Consider the following 13,347-nt stretch of genomic DNA (forward strand, 5'->3'; position numbering starts at 1 on the left):
TCGTGATCCCACCCATCCCCCTCGTCCCGGGGTGCCGCGGACGAGGCACCCCGGGACGAGGGGGATGCAGCATGAGGGGCGGATGGGACGAACGGCTCTGACGAGCCGCGGATCAAATCCGTGGGACCTCGTACGCCGTCCGCTTCGATCAGGCCGGGGAGGAGACCCGCGCCGCGTCGCGCGAGCCCGCGCGGCCGGTCGCGGCCGTCCTGCCCGGACGGCTCGGAGGCAACCATTATGCTGCGATGCAGTATAAATTTCGAGGGATATACTGCACTGCAGCAATAGAGGGTGTTCGAAAGCGGACGCGGTGTTTGCGCTGAGCCGCGAAGTTTGGCAAGCAGGACGCGCACTTCCGGGGAGGAGTGCGCGACCCGAGCGCGACGTCCCGTGGCCGTCCAGGCCAAGCTCGGTAACCACAAGCCAAACGCCAGGCACCATATCCAAGGACGGTAGAATGACCGCATTGCTGCTGATCATCCTGGGCGGGCTCTGCGCCGTCGCCTACGGAATCGTCACGATCAACGACGTGATGAAACGAGACGCCGGGACCCAGCGCATGCAGGAGATCGCGGGAGCGATCGCCGAGGGCGCGCAGGCCTATCTCCGCCGCCAGTACATGACCATCGGTATCGTCGGCATCATCCTCTTCGTCGTCCTCGCCTACTTCCTCGGCATCAAGGTCGCCATCGGCTTCCTCATCGGCGCGGTCCTCTCGGGCGTTGCCGGCTTCATCGGCATGAACGTCTCGGTGCGCGCCAACGTCCGCACGGCGCAGGCGGCCTCCACCTCCCTCGGTGGCGGCCTCGAGGTCGCCTTCAAGTCCGGGGCGGTCACCGGCATGCTGGTGGCCGGCCTCGCGCTCCTCGGGGTCGTCCTCTACTACGCCTACCTGACCCGCTTCGCCGGCCTCGCGCCCGCGAGCCGCGAGGTGATCGACGCTCTCGTGGCGCTCGGCTTCGGCGCCTCTCTGATCTCGATCTTCGCCCGGCTCGGCGGCGGCATCTTCACCAAGGGTGCGGATGTCGGCGGCGACCTCGTCGGCAAGGTCGAGGCCGGCATCCCGGAGGATGACCCGCGCAACCCCGCCACCATCGCCGACAACGTGGGCGACAATGTCGGCGACTGCGCCGGCATGGCGGCCGACCTGTTCGAGACCTACGCGGTGACGGTCGTCGCCACCATGGTGCTCGCCGCGATCTTCTTCGGAGGCCAGACGGAGGTGGCCGGCCGCAACGTCCTCGAGGCGATGATGATCTACCCGCTCGCCATCGGCTCGGCCTGCATCCTGACCTCGATCGCCGGCACCTTCGCGGTGCGCCTCGGCGCCAACCAGTCGATCATGGGCGCGCTCTACAAGGGCCTGATCGCGGCCGGCGTGCTCTCGGTCGGGGCGATCGCGGTGGTCAACGTGCTGCTGTTCGGCGGCCTCGGCACCGAGTTCAGGACGAATACCGGCACCACCTTCACCTCCGGCGGCCTGCTCGGCTGCGCGGTGATCGGGCTCGTCATCACCGCACTGATCGTGGTGATCACCGAGTACTACACCGGCACCAACTATAGGCCGGTCAAGTCGATCGCGGATTCCTCGGTCACCGGCCACGGCACCAACGTGATTCAGGGCCTCGCGATCTCGCTGGAATCGACGGCGCTGCCGGCCATCGTGATCGTGGGCGGCATCATCGCCACCTACGCGCTGGCGGGCCTGTTCGGCATCGCCATCGCGGTCACAGCCATGCTGGCGCTGGCGGGCTTCATCGTGGCGCTCGACGCCTTCGGTCCCGTCACCGACAATGCGGGCGGCATCGCCGAGATGGCGGGCCTGCCCGCCGACGTCCGCAAGTCCACGGACGCCCTCGACGCGGTCGGCAACACCACCAAGGCCGTCACCAAGGGCTACGCGATCGGCTCGGCGGGCCTCGGCGCGCTGGTGCTGTTCGCCGCCTATACCTCCGACCTCAACCACTTCATCTCCAACGCGAGCCCGACCCAGTACCGCTTCTTCCAGGGCGTCGCCGTCGATTTCTCGCTCTCGAACCCCTACGTCGTGGTGGGCCTGCTGCTCGGCGGGCTCATCCCCTACCTGTTCGGCGGCATCGCCATGACGGCGGTGGGCCGCGCGGCCGGCGCCGTGGTCGAGGAGGTGCGCCGCCAGTTCCGCGAGAAGCCCGGCATCATGGAGGGCCGCGACCGGCCGGATTACGGCCGCGCCGTGGACATGCTGACCCGGGCCGCCATCAAGGAGATGGTCGTCCCCTCGCTGCTGCCGGTGCTCTCGCCGATCGTGCTGTTCTTCGTGATCCAGGCGATCGCCGGCAAGGCCCAGGCCTTCGCGACGGTCGGCGCGATGCTGCTCGGCGTGATCGTCAACGGCCTCTACGTCGCCATCTCGATGACCTCGGGCGGCGGCGCCTGGGACAACGCCAAGAAGTTCATCGAGGACGGCCACCACGGCGGCAAGGGTTCGGAGGCCCACAAGGCCGCCGTGACCGGCGACACCGTCGGCGACCCCTACAAGGACACGGCGGGCCCCGCCGTGAACCCGGCGATCAAGATCACCAACATCATCGCGCTGCTGCTGCTCGCGGTGCTGGCGCACAGCTGATCTCGGCGGCGGGTCCGCTCGCCCCGGCGGAAGGGGCTTGCCTGCGAAGCGGCCGGGGTGAGGGATCCGCCATCTCTCGCACGGGCCTGCACGTTCGCACCTCCCGAGGCGGCTCTCCTCCCCCGCAGATCTCGGGCCTGCCCGAGATCTGCCCTTGCCGGCCCGGATCGGGCCTGCCCGAGATCGGCCCTTGCCGGCCCGGATCGGGCAGGCCCGATCGGGGTGGGGAGGAGTTGGAAAGGGCGCGCAGAAGGCACCGCTTCGATCCGTCCTGAACCACCCCTGGTCCCTCCCCGCAAGGGGGAGGGGCCGAGGCGATTCGTTTCAGGGGCCGGGTTCCGCTCGCGATGCGTGAATCCAGAAACTCCGCCGGACGAGGCGGCCCCCGCCCGGCCGCGCGCCGGCGGCGCCCGATGTGCGCCGACGCACGCCCGGGCAAGCGTCGCCCTGGCGGACCGGACGCCCGCGACCACCTACGAGCGACCAGCCCGCATGGGATGATCCGACCGTGCCCGTTCGTGCCGGGCCGAGAAACCACGAGAGACGCATGCCCTCACTCTTCGACCCGATCCGCATCGGCGCCATCGAGGCGCCGAACCGCATCTTCATGGCCCCGCTCACCCGCGGCCGCGCCACCCGCGCGCACGTGCCGACCCCGATCATGGCGGAGTACTATGCCCAGCGCGCCGGTGCCGGCCTGATCCTCACGGAGGCGACCGGCATCAGCCAGGAAGGGCTGGGCTGGCCCTACGCGCCGGGCATCTGGTCGGACGAGCAGGTCGAGGCGTGGGCGCCGATCGTGAAGGCGGTGCACGATGCCGGCGGCCGCATCGTCTGCCAGCTCTGGCACATGGGCCGCGTCGTCCACCCCGACTTCCTGGGCGGCGCCAAGCCCGTCTCGGCCTCCGCCACCACGGCGCCGGACCAGGCCCACACCTACGAGGGCAAGAAGCCCTACGCCGAGGCGCGATCGCTCGGAATCGACGAGATCCCGCGCCTCCTCGCCGATTACGAGCGCGCCACCCGCAACGCGCTCGCGGCGGGATTCGACGGCGTGCAGATCCACGCCGCGAACGGCTACCTGATCGACCAGTTCCTGCGCGACGGCTCCAACCACCGGACCGACGCCTATGGCGGTCCGGTCGAGAACCGCGTCCGCCTGCTCGCCGAGGTGACGCGGGCGGTGGCCGGGGTGGCCGGCTCGGACCGCACCGGCGTGCGCCTGTCGCCGAACGGCGCCATCCAGGGCGTCGACGATTCCGACCCGGACACGCTGTTCGGGGCGGCCGCCGAGGCGCTCGGCCGCATCGGCATCGCCTTCCTGGAACTGCGCGAGCCGGGGCCGGACGGCACATTCGGCAAGCCGAACCGCCCGCCCATCGCGCCCGTGATCAAGAAGGCCTTCGGCGGTCCGCTGATCCTGAACTCAGATTACGACGGCCGCAGCGCCCAGGACGCCCTCGACGAGGGGCGCGCGGACGCGATCGCGTTCGGCCGCACCTTCCTGGCCAATCCCGACCTGCCCGAGCGCATCGCCGAGAATGCGCCCCTCAACAAGGACGTGCAGAACACCTGGTACAGCCAGGGGCCGGAGGGCTACGTCGATTACCCGACGCTCGACGAGGCGCGGGCGGCGTGAGCAGGGATGGGCGGGGCCGATGCCTCGCCCATCCGCCGGGTCAGCAGCCGGAGAGCGCTCGGGCCGGCCAATTGTATGATACTACACAGTATTCGGCCGCGGCAGCTGGGATTGGTTGAAATAATTTAGAAACAAACTTTCCGGTTGTATTGCCTCTATCGGCGGCACATCCGAAATTCCTGCGCATAATGTGATCACACCCCCGCTGCGCCTCTAGGCCGGGCGCGCAATCGCACATAAGTGAGCGAGGCTGTTCGAGGAGCATCCTTTTCCCGTGAGCGCGCCCGGCGCCCCTGCCAAGACGGAATCTCCCGAGACGCGATCTCCCGAGATGCGATGGACCGAAGCGGAGCGGATCGCGGAGCTGCGCGCCCTGCGCATCCTCGATACCGCTCCAGAGTCCGCCTTCGACGATCTCGCCCGGATCGCCGCCCTGGTCTGCGAGGTGCCGATCGCCCTCGTCAGTTTCGTCGACGAAGCGCGCCAGTGGTTCAAGGCCGAGATCGGCCTCGGCTGCAGCGAGACGACGCTCGACCGATCGGTCTGCCGGATCGCCCTGGAGGCGGACGAGCTTCTCGTCATCCCGGACCTCGCCGCCGACCCGCGCACGGCCTCGAATCCGCTCGTCACCGGGGATGCGGGCCTCCGCTTCTACGCGGGCGCGGTGATCCGCAGCGGCGGCGGCGTTCCGCTCGGCTCGCTCTGCGTCATCGACCACGCGCCGCGCGGACAGGGGCTCGGCGCCGCGCAGGCCGCGACGCTCCTGTCGCTGGCGCGCCAGATCTCGACGCTCCTCGACCATCGCCTCACCCTGGAGCAGGTGGCCTCCCGCGAGGCCGAGCTCGCGTCGAGCGAGCGCCGCTTCCGGGTGATGGCCTCGGCGATGCCCCAGATGGTCTGGACCACGCGGCCGGACGGGTTCCACGACTTCTATAACGACCGCTGGTACGAGTTCACGGGCGTGCCCTACGGCTCCACCGACGGCGAGGCCTGGAACGGCATGTTCCATCCGGACGACCAGGAGCGGGCCTGGGCGCGCTGGCGGCACAGCCTCGCGACCGGCGAGCCCTACGAGATCGAGTACCGCCTGCGCCATCACGGCGGCGCCTATCGCTGGACGCTCGGGCGGGCCATGCCGATCCGCGACGCCGAGGGGCGCATCGAGCGCTGGTTCGGCACCTGCACCGACATCGACGATCTCAAATGGGCCGAGACCGAGGCGCGCAAGCTCGCCGCCGTCGTCGAGACCTCGAAGGACTTCATCGGCCTCATCGACGAGGCGGGCGGCATCGTCCACCTCAACGAGGCCGCGCTCCGGCTCGTCGGCCTGCCCGACCTCGCGGCGGCGCGGACGACGCGGATCGCCGAGTACTTCATGCCGGCGAGCCAGCGCATCCTCGAGGACGTGGTGATGCCCGCGGTGCTGCGGGAGGGCTGGTGGGAGGGCGAGCTCGCCTTCCGGCACTTCGGCACCGGCGAGGCCATCGCCGTGCTCTACAACATCTTCCCGGTGCGCGACGCCAAGGGCGCGCCCGCGGGCTACGCCACGGTGACCCGCGACCTGCGCGAGCGCAAGCGGGCCGAGGAGGCCCGGGACCTGCTGATCCGGGAATTGTCGCACCGGATCAAGAACATCTTCGCGGTGGTGGGCGGCATCGCGGAGCTGACCGGGCGCAGCGACCCGGCGGCGCGCCCTTTCGTCGAGGCTTTTCGCGAGCGCCTCGGCGCCCTGGCGCAGGCCCACGAATACGTGCGCCCGCACTCGCCCGAGAGCGCCCCCGCGGTGGCGGGGCAGACCGTGCTCGGCCTGATGCGCCTGATCATGGCGGCCTACGCCCAGGAAGGGCGCGAGCGCGTGGCGATCTCCGGCGACGACGCACCCGTCGGCGAGCGCGCCGCGACCGCGCTCGCGCTCGTCATGCACGAGCAGGCGACGAACGCGGTGAAGTATGGCGGCCTCTCGACGGAGGCGGGCTTGGTCTCGCTCAACGGGCGCCGCGACGGCGCGCATTACGAGCTGACCTGGGCGGAGGCCGGCGGCCCCGTGATCGCCGACCCGCCGGTGCGCCGCGGCTTCGGCACGGTGCTGGCCGAGCGCAGCGTCGCGGGACAGCTCGACGGGACCCTGCAGCACGATTGGGCGCCGGACGGCCTCGTGATGCGCCTGCGGCTGCCGCTCGCGAACCTGCGCTTCTGACGCGCGGCGCGATGGAGACCTCGCCGGCGCCTCCGCGCTACCGCCTCTGCATCCTCGATTTCGACGGCACGCTCGCCGACACCTTCCCGTGGTTCTGCGGCGTCATCAACGGCGTCGCCGACCGCTACGGCTTCCGCCGCGTCGCTGGGCACGAGACCGAGAGCCTGCGCGCGCTCGGCGCCCGCGAGATCATCGCGCATCTCGGGGTGCCGCTCTGGAAGCTGCCGGCCATCGCCCGCCACATGCACGACCTCGCCGCCCGCGACATAGCCGATCTGCACCTGTTCGCCGGCATCGCCGGCATGCTGGCGGCGCTCGACGAGGGCGGCGTGCGGCTCGCGGTCGTCAGCTCCAACACACGGGCGAACGTCCGGCGCGTGCTCGGCCCCGCCAATGCCCGCCGCATCGGCGATGACGCCTGCGGCGCCTCGGTCTTCGGCAAGGCGCGGCGCCTGCGCGCGGTCATCCGCCGAAGCGGCTTCGAGCCCGGGCAGGTGCTCTGCATCGGCGACGAGATCCGGGACGCGGATGCGGCGGCCGAGGTCGGCGCCGATTTCGGCGCGGTCGCCTGGGGCTACACGCGGGCGGATGCCCTCGCGGCCCGCAACCCCGCCTTCCTGTTCGCCGATCCGGGTGACGTGGTGCGCGCGCTCGTGCCGCAGCCCGCGACGCGCCGCGAGAGGGCGCGGTCGCGCGTCCTCGATTGACGGGAGGCGGCGGGAAGGCGGCCGACCGCGATCCGGGCAGCCGGACGGCGTCCTACATGCCGCGGCTGGCGCCCGGCACGTTGCTCCGGCCGCTGCCGAAGGGCTCGTAGCGGGTCAGGCCGCGGAAGAGCTGGCTGAGGAAGGCCCGGTCGGCGCCGCTCGTCGGGGTGGTCCGCTCGATGAAGTCGAACACCCGGCCGTCCTGCAGGCCGTAGAGGGCGACGCGCTCCACCTTGAAGGCGGGGGTGAAGTACACCGCCGTCACCTTCTGGTCCTCGACGCTCTCGCCGAGGAACAGCACCGTGCGGCGCGTGTTCTGGGTGATGTAGTACCAGGACTTGTTGCCGACCGTGGACACCGTGGACGGCGAGCCGAGGATCTGCAGGACCTGCTCCGGGCTCATCCCGGGCTTGATCGTCGCGAGGGCGGCCTGGTCGATCTGGTAGCCGTGGCGCAGGTCCTCGCCGATGCATCCGGAGACGCCGACGGCGACGAGGCCGATCAGGGCGAGACGAGCGAGCGACGAAACGAGACGGCGCGACATCGGCCCCCCTTGGTTGTGTTGCGACACCGGACGCGTTCGCGGCACAGGGTCGCCAGCGCCGCGCGGGCGCTTGCACCTTGGCCGTGGGTTGCCGTACCGCGGGGTTATGGTTTTGACAAGGCAAGCGCGGACACAGCCGCGAGCCGACGCACAGCGGTTGCGGTGGACAGCATGATCGCCCGATTCCTTCGCCGCGGGGATTCGCGCCGCCGCGCGATCGAGACCCTGCACCTGCGCATCAACGAGGCCTCGCGGCGGCCCCCCCTCTACACGCAGCTCGGCGTGCCCGACACCGTCGAGGGGCGCTTCGAGTGCCTGACGCTGCACGTCATCCTCGCCCTGCGGCGCCTCAACCGGCTGCCGCCCCCGGCGGCCGACGTCGCGCAGGACCTCGTCAACTCGGTCTTCCTGCAGCTCGATGCCTCGCTGCGCGAGCTCGGCGTCGGCGATTTCGGGGTGCCCAAGCGCATGAAGAAGCTCGGCGCCGCCTTCTACGGGCGCGCCGGCCATTACGACGCCGCCCTCGATGCCGGCGACGCGGGCGCGCTCGCGGCCGCGCTCGCCCGCAACGTCCTCGGCCGCGACGAGCCGGCCGCGGCCGCGGGGCTCGCCGCCTACGTGGTGGCGAGCGACGCCGCGCTCCGGGGCGCCGACCTCGACACCCTGCTCGGGGAAGGCCCGAGCTTTCCCGACCCAGCCGCCACCGGAGAGCCCGCATGACACGAGATGAGCAGACCGGCCCGCTCTCGCGCTCCTTCAGCGTCGAGCGCCTTCCCCAGGGGAGCGGCGTCGTCACGGTCGAGGCGAGCCAGGCCGAGTGCGACGCGCTGGCGAAGGATTTCCGCATCCCCGCGATCCGCGACCTCGTCGGGCGCTTCGATCTCTCCGGCTCGCTGAACCGCCTCCTGGTGACCGGCACCGTGGAGGCCGTCGTCACGCAGGTCTGCACCGTCACGCTCGACCCGTTCGAGACCAAGGTTTCGGAATCCGTCGAGGTCGCGTTCACCGACACGGACCAGCTCGCCGGCACCGATGCCGAGGACGCCGACGTGCCCGACCCCATCGTCGGGGGCCGCATCGATTTCGGGATCCTTACCGCCGAGTTCCTGGCGCTCGGCCTCGACCCCTATCCGCGCAAGCCCGGCGCCGCCTTCGAGGAGACGAGAATCGGCGAGGACGTGAAGCCCTTCGACGCCCTGCGGCGCCTGCGTCCCGACGGGACCTGAGGCGGAGCTTGGCCGGAATCCGGCGGCGCCCGGGCTCAGATTTCGTTTGCCCGACGGGCCCGGATCGCTATTTTCCGCCGCGCCGGGCGGGGGTTTGCGCACCAGATCGGGGGCCTCGGGCCGGCAGCCCTTCGCACGAGGCCGCGACGCAATCACAATGTCACAACGGGTGTGCATCTCGCTCGACGCCATGGGGGGCGATCACGGGCCGTCGACCGTCGTCCCCGCCGCCGCCATCGCGCGCGAGCGTCATCCCGAGACCACCTTCCTGATGTTCGGCGACGAGGCCGTGCTGGCGCCCCTCGTCGCCGCCGAGCCGCGCCTGAAGGGGGCCGTCGAGATCCGCCACACCAGCGTGGCGGTCGCCATGGACGAGAAGCCGAGCCAGGCCGTGCGCCAGGGCCGCGGGAAGTCCTCGATGTGGCAGGCGATCCAGGCTGTTCGCGACGGGCAGGCGGATGCCTGCGTCTCGGCGGGCAACACCGGCGCCCTGATGGCGATGTCGAAGATCTGTCTCAAGACCATGGCGGGCGTCGAGCGCCCGGCCATCGCCTGCCTGTGGCCGACGGTGCGCGGCGAGAGCGTGGTGCTCGACGTCGGCGCGACGATCGGCACGGATGCCGAGCACCTCGTCGAGATGGCCGTGATGGGCTCGGCCATGGCCCGGATCGTGTTCGACCTCGACCGGCCGACGGTCGGCCTCCTCAATGTCGGCACCGAGGAGATGAAGGGCAACGAGGCGGTGAAGGAGGCGGCGCGGATCCTGCGCGAGTCGGGACCCGCGAACTTCTCCTATCACGGCTTCGTCGAGGGCACCGATCTCGGCCGCGGCACCGTCGACGTGGTGGTGACCGAGGGCTTCACGGGCAACATCGCGCTCAAGACCGCGGAAGGCACGGCCAAGCAGATCGGGACCTATCTGCGCTCGGCCATGAGCCGCACCCTGTCGGCCAGGATCGGCTATCTCTTCGCCCGCCAGGCCTTCCGGGCGCTGCGCGACAAGATGAACCCGAGCCGCGCCAACGGCGGCGTCTTCCTCGGCCTCGAGGGCATCGTCATCAAGAGCCACGGCTCCGAGAACGCGCAGGGCTTCGCCGCCGCGATCGACCTTGCCCACGACATGGCGCGTCACGACCTGATGCGAACGATCCGCGACATGCTCGACCAGACACCCGCGGTGGTCTCGGCGTGAGGCAGGCGGGGGAAGGATCATCATGGTAGCCCTGCGTTCCGTCGTCGTCGGCTGCGGATCGGCCCTTCCGGCCCGGGTCGTGACGAACGACGACCTCGCACAGCGCGTCGACACCTCGGACGAGTGGATCGTCCAGCGCACGGGCATCCGCCAGCGCCACCTTGCGGACGAGACCGAGACCACCTCGGTGCTCGGCATCCGGGCCGCGCAGGCCGCGCTCGCGGATGCAGGCTTGCGGGCCGAGGACATCGACCTCGTCATCTGCGCGACCTCGACGCCCGACCACACCTTCCCGTCGACAGCGACCCAGATCCAGGCCGGGCTCGGCATCCACCAGGGCGCGGCCTTCGATCTCCAGGCCGTCTGCGCGGGCTTCGTCTACGGGGTCGCCACGGCCGACAAGTTCCTGACGACCCGCGGCGCCACGCGGGCGCTCGTCGTCGGCGCCGAGACCTTCTCGCGCATCCTCGACTGGGAGGACCGCACCACCTGCGTGCTGTTCGGCGACGGCGCCGGCGCCATCGTGCTCGAGGCCCGCGAGGGCAGCGGGTCCCGGGACGATCGCGGCGTGCTCACCGCGAGCCTGCGCTCGGACGGTCGGCACCGGTCCAAGCTCTACGTCGACGGCGGCCCCGGCTCGACCGGGACCACCGGGCACCTGCGCATGGAGGGCCGCGACGTGTTCCGCTTCGCGGTCGGCTCCGTCACGGACGTGATCGCCGACGCCTTCCGGCAATCGGGCACCACGGCGGAGGAACTCGACTGGTTCGTGCCGCACCAGGCAAACCGCCGCATCATCGAGGCCTCGGCGGACAAGCTCGGCATCGCCCGCGAGAAGGTGGTGCTGACCGTCGACCGGCACGGCAACACCTCGGCCGCCTCGATTCCCCTGGCGCTCGACGCCGCCCGCAGGGACGGGCGCATCCGCGAGGGCGACCTCGTGATGATCGAGGCGATCGGCGGCGGCTTCACCTGGGGCGCCGCCCTGATCCGCTGGTGAGCGGGGACCCGGTCCTGACATTTTCGGACGGCATGCCCGGGCCCGTGGTTGACCCGGGCTGGAGCGCGGATTAGCGTGGCGGATCATAGAGATACGCCGCAAATACCGAGTCCGGGTACCGAATCTTTGAGGGGGCGAACGCATGTCAGGGAAGACGGTCACACGCGCCGATCTGAGCGAGGCCGTTTACCAGCAGGTCGGCCTCTCCCGCACCGAATCGGCGGCCCTCGTCGAGACCGTGCTGTCCGAGATCTGCACCTGCCTCGCGCAGGGCGAGACCGTGAAGCTGTCCTCGTTCGGCTCGTTCGTGGTCCGCAGCAAGGGCAAGCGGGTCGGCCGCAACCCGAAGACCGGCGTCGAGGTCGCGATCGAGCCCCGGCAGGTGATGGTGTTCAAGCCCTCGAACGTCCTGAAGGCCCGCATCAACGGCCTGAACGGTTCCGGCGAGCACGCGGAATCCGACGACTGAGCACGCGCTCGCGCGGCCGCGCGCCCCGAGCGGGGGCGCCCCCTGAGGCCTCAGACCGCCACATCCCCGGCGCGCCGGGCCGGACAGCTTCGCGGAGGGGGCGACCATGCCGCTTGCAGCCATGAAGGACGGGCCGCCCGAGGACGAGCGCGCCGGCGCGGAGAAGAGCCCCGGCGCCTTCCGCACCATCAAGGAGGTGGCGGACGATCTCGACATCCCCCAGCATGTCCTGCGCTTCTGGGAGACGCGGTTCTCGCAGATCCGCCCGGTGAAGCGCGCCGGCGGGCGTCGCTACTACCGCCCCGAGGACGTCGATCTGCTGCGGGGGGTGCGCCGCCTGTTGCACGGCCAGGGCTACACCATCAAGGGCGCCCAGCGCATCCTGAAGGAGAACGGCGTGCGCTTCGTCCAGGCCGTCGGCCGCGGCGAGGCGGACGTCGCCGCACCGGCCGCGCAGGAGCTCGAGACGGGGGGGATGCCGGGCGCCGAGCCGGGCATGCCGCTCAGCCGCGCGGATCGGGACGCGCTGGAGGCGGCCCTCGCCGATCTCCACGCCTGCCGCGACGCGCTCGCCGCGCTGCGCAGGCCGCCCGAGGATTGAACCCGGACGCCCGGGTCGGCGCCGGATCGGTCAAGCCCTTGGCGAGCCTCCGCCTTTTTTGCATTCCTCGGCCACCGCACTCCGCGATTCCCGATCGAACTTTGCGGTGGGATCGGCGTTACCGGCGCATGACCGCGCCCCGCCAGCAGATGTCGCCGACCCAGGAGCTGATCAGCCGCGTGATGCGGATCGTCCGGATCTGCCCGGATGCGGCGGCCGAGGTTCTGGAACTGATGTTCCTCGTCAGCCAGATCGAGGCGCTGACGAGCATCGACCGCGAGTACCGGGACGCCCGGCGGGTGATCAGCCGCCTGCGCAATCCCCTCTGGGAGATGGGCCCGTCCGACCGCGAGACGCTGCTCAAGGCCGCCGAGACCATCCGCAAGGCCTGCCGCCTCAAGGAGAACGACATCCCGCAGACCCCGATCGCCGATATCGGCGAGCGCGCGCGGATCGAGCGGGCCATCTCGGTCGCGCTCGCGGGCGAATTGAACGCGGCGCAGATCGCCCGGGTGACCGGGGCGGTGGCGGCAGCGCTGCAGGAATAGGCCGCCGCACCTCGACGGCGGCGCCGCGCCTCCCCACATCGAAGGGGCCAGCGACCGAATCCGCCGGAGCCGGACGGAGGGTCGGCTGAGCCCAGGAGAGCCGCCGCATGAACGCCGCCCGCCCGCTCGTCGCCCTCGTCGCCGGCAGCCTACTCGCCTCGGCACCGGCCCACGCGCAGACGACGATCACGAAGAGCGAGTCCGTCGCGAGCGGCAAGGCGGTCCGCCTCGCGATCGCGCCGAACCTCAAGAAGGATTGCTCCGCCGGCCCGATGCCGGAATTCAAGGTCACGGGGGCGCCCAAGAACGGCGCCACGATCAGCCGAACGGGCAAGCAGAAGACTCCGGCGAGCTACCGCTGCCCCAACAAGGAGGTCGCCGTTCAGGCGCTGTTCTATCAGAGCAACGCCAATTTCACGGGCGCCGACGAGGTGACTTTCGAAATCAAGAATGCCGACGGTCAGGTTCAGACACAGAACATCAAGATCACGGTCGGGCCGGCAGCCGCCAAAAAGGACGGCGATGCGAAGAAGGATGGCACCGATCTCTGATGAGAGGCAGTTGCGATGCGGCCATGCACAGTTTTTTGGCCTGATCGACTTCGCCAGCCGGAAAATCG

13 protein-coding genes are annotated in these 13,347 nt (G+C 70.7%); 12 read left to right on the forward strand and 1 reads right to left on the reverse strand.

Annotated elements, in window-relative coordinates; genetic code table 11:
• Positions 1–457: 457 nt before the first annotated feature.
• The 4 genes from WDW90_RS16580 (at position 458) to WDW90_RS16595 (ending at position 7,148) form a co-directional block, all read left to right on the forward strand.
• Positions 458–2,605: a sodium-translocating pyrophosphatase gene (locus WDW90_RS16580; protein WP_336488505.1), complete on the forward strand. Its 2,148-nt coding sequence runs from the start codon at positions 458–460 to the stop codon at positions 2,603–2,605.
• A gap of 547 nt (positions 2,606–3,152) precedes the next feature.
• Positions 3,153–4,244, forward strand: a complete 1,092-nt coding sequence (locus tag WDW90_RS16585) for an alkene reductase (protein ID WP_336488506.1) — start codon at positions 3,153–3,155, stop codon at positions 4,242–4,244.
• A gap of 331 nt (positions 4,245–4,575) precedes the next feature.
• Positions 4,576–6,441 carry a PAS domain S-box protein gene (locus WDW90_RS16590; protein ID WP_336488507.1) on the forward strand — a complete coding sequence of 622 codons (1,866 nt, stop codon included), beginning with the start codon at positions 4,576–4,578 and terminating at the stop codon, positions 6,439–6,441.
• 11 nt (positions 6,442–6,452) lie between these two features.
• Positions 6,453–7,148, forward strand: coding sequence for an HAD hydrolase-like protein (locus WDW90_RS16595; protein WP_336488508.1), 696 nt, complete (start codon positions 6,453–6,455; stop codon positions 7,146–7,148).
• A gap of 52 nt (positions 7,149–7,200) precedes the next feature.
• Here the strand turns inward: WDW90_RS16595 and WDW90_RS16600 are convergent, their stop codons facing one another.
• The gene (locus tag WDW90_RS16600; RefSeq protein WP_336488509.1) at positions 7,201–7,692 is read right to left on the reverse strand and encodes an outer membrane protein assembly factor BamE; all 492 of its coding nucleotides are present in this window, start codon (positions 7,690–7,692) and stop codon (positions 7,201–7,203) included.
• Positions 7,693–7,863: 171 nt separating this feature from the next.
• Here WDW90_RS16600 and WDW90_RS16605 point away from each other — a divergent pair, with 171 nt between their 5' ends.
• The 8 genes from WDW90_RS16605 to WDW90_RS16640 all read left to right on the forward strand — a co-directional run bounded on the left by WDW90_RS16605 (position 7,864) and on the right by WDW90_RS16640 (position 13,279).
• Positions 7,864–8,412 (forward strand): ubiquinol-cytochrome C chaperone family protein, encoded by a 549-nt coding sequence (locus tag WDW90_RS16605; RefSeq protein WP_336488510.1) that lies wholly within the window; start codon positions 7,864–7,866, stop codon positions 8,410–8,412.
• Complete coding sequence (locus WDW90_RS16610; RefSeq protein ID WP_336488511.1) at positions 8,409–8,918, forward strand: YceD family protein; 510 nt, start codon at positions 8,409–8,411, stop codon at positions 8,916–8,918. Before WDW90_RS16605 ends, WDW90_RS16610 begins: the two co-directional genes overlap by 4 nt.
• A gap of 157 nt (positions 8,919–9,075) precedes the next feature.
• Positions 9,076–10,110, forward strand: coding sequence for a phosphate acyltransferase PlsX (gene plsX, locus WDW90_RS16615; RefSeq protein ID WP_336488512.1), 1,035 nt, complete (start codon positions 9,076–9,078; stop codon positions 10,108–10,110).
• Between the two features lie 22 nt (positions 10,111–10,132).
• Positions 10,133–11,110: a beta-ketoacyl-ACP synthase III gene (locus WDW90_RS16620; protein WP_336488513.1), complete on the forward strand. Its 978-nt coding sequence runs from the start codon at positions 10,133–10,135 to the stop codon at positions 11,108–11,110.
• Between the two features lie 142 nt (positions 11,111–11,252).
• The gene (locus tag WDW90_RS16625; RefSeq protein ID WP_336488514.1) at positions 11,253–11,579 is read left to right on the forward strand and encodes an integration host factor subunit alpha; all 327 of its coding nucleotides are present in this window, start codon (positions 11,253–11,255) and stop codon (positions 11,577–11,579) included.
• Between the two features lie 106 nt (positions 11,580–11,685).
• Positions 11,686–12,180, forward strand: a complete 495-nt coding sequence (locus WDW90_RS16630) for a MerR family transcriptional regulator (RefSeq protein WP_336488515.1) — start codon at positions 11,686–11,688, stop codon at positions 12,178–12,180.
• A gap of 128 nt (positions 12,181–12,308) precedes the next feature.
• Positions 12,309–12,728: a hypothetical protein gene (locus tag WDW90_RS16635; protein WP_336488516.1), complete on the forward strand. Its 420-nt coding sequence runs from the start codon at positions 12,309–12,311 to the stop codon at positions 12,726–12,728.
• Between the two features lie 107 nt (positions 12,729–12,835).
• Positions 12,836–13,279: a 4-aminobutyrate aminotransferase gene (locus tag WDW90_RS16640; RefSeq protein WP_336488517.1), complete on the forward strand. Its 444-nt coding sequence runs from the start codon at positions 12,836–12,838 to the stop codon at positions 13,277–13,279.
• Positions 13,280–13,347: the final 68 nt, after the last annotated feature.

Source organism: Methylobacterium nigriterrae (genome assembly GCF_037106235.1).
Taxonomy (GTDB): Bacteria; Pseudomonadota; Alphaproteobacteria; order Rhizobiales; family Beijerinckiaceae; genus Methylobacterium; species Methylobacterium nigriterrae.

Coding starts and splice junctions, on each gene's coding strand:
- WDW90_RS16580 (WP_336488505.1), top strand. CDS start 458: ATGACCGCATTGCTGCTGATCATCCTGGGCGGGCTCTGCGCCGTCGCC.
- WDW90_RS16585 (WP_336488506.1), top strand. CDS start 3,153: ATGCCCTCACTCTTCGACCCGATCCGCATCGGCGCCATCGAGGCGCCG.
- WDW90_RS16590 (WP_336488507.1), top strand. CDS start 4,576: ATGCGATGGACCGAAGCGGAGCGGATCGCGGAGCTGCGCGCCCTGCGC.
- WDW90_RS16595 (WP_336488508.1), top strand. CDS start 6,453: ATGGAGACCTCGCCGGCGCCTCCGCGCTACCGCCTCTGCATCCTCGAT.
- WDW90_RS16600 (WP_336488509.1), bottom strand. CDS start 7,692: ATGTCGCGCCGTCTCGTTTCGTCGCTCGCTCGTCTCGCCCTGATCGGC.
- WDW90_RS16605 (WP_336488510.1), top strand. CDS start 7,864: ATGATCGCCCGATTCCTTCGCCGCGGGGATTCGCGCCGCCGCGCGATC.
- WDW90_RS16610 (WP_336488511.1), top strand. CDS start 8,409: ATGACACGAGATGAGCAGACCGGCCCGCTCTCGCGCTCCTTCAGCGTC.
- plsX (WP_336488512.1), top strand. CDS start 9,076: ATGTCACAACGGGTGTGCATCTCGCTCGACGCCATGGGGGGCGATCAC.
- WDW90_RS16620 (WP_336488513.1), top strand. CDS start 10,133: ATGGTAGCCCTGCGTTCCGTCGTCGTCGGCTGCGGATCGGCCCTTCCG.
- WDW90_RS16625 (WP_336488514.1), top strand. CDS start 11,253: ATGTCAGGGAAGACGGTCACACGCGCCGATCTGAGCGAGGCCGTTTAC.
- WDW90_RS16630 (WP_336488515.1), top strand. CDS start 11,686: ATGCCGCTTGCAGCCATGAAGGACGGGCCGCCCGAGGACGAGCGCGCC.
- WDW90_RS16635 (WP_336488516.1), top strand. CDS start 12,309: ATGACCGCGCCCCGCCAGCAGATGTCGCCGACCCAGGAGCTGATCAGC.
- WDW90_RS16640 (WP_336488517.1), top strand. CDS start 12,836: ATGAACGCCGCCCGCCCGCTCGTCGCCCTCGTCGCCGGCAGCCTACTC.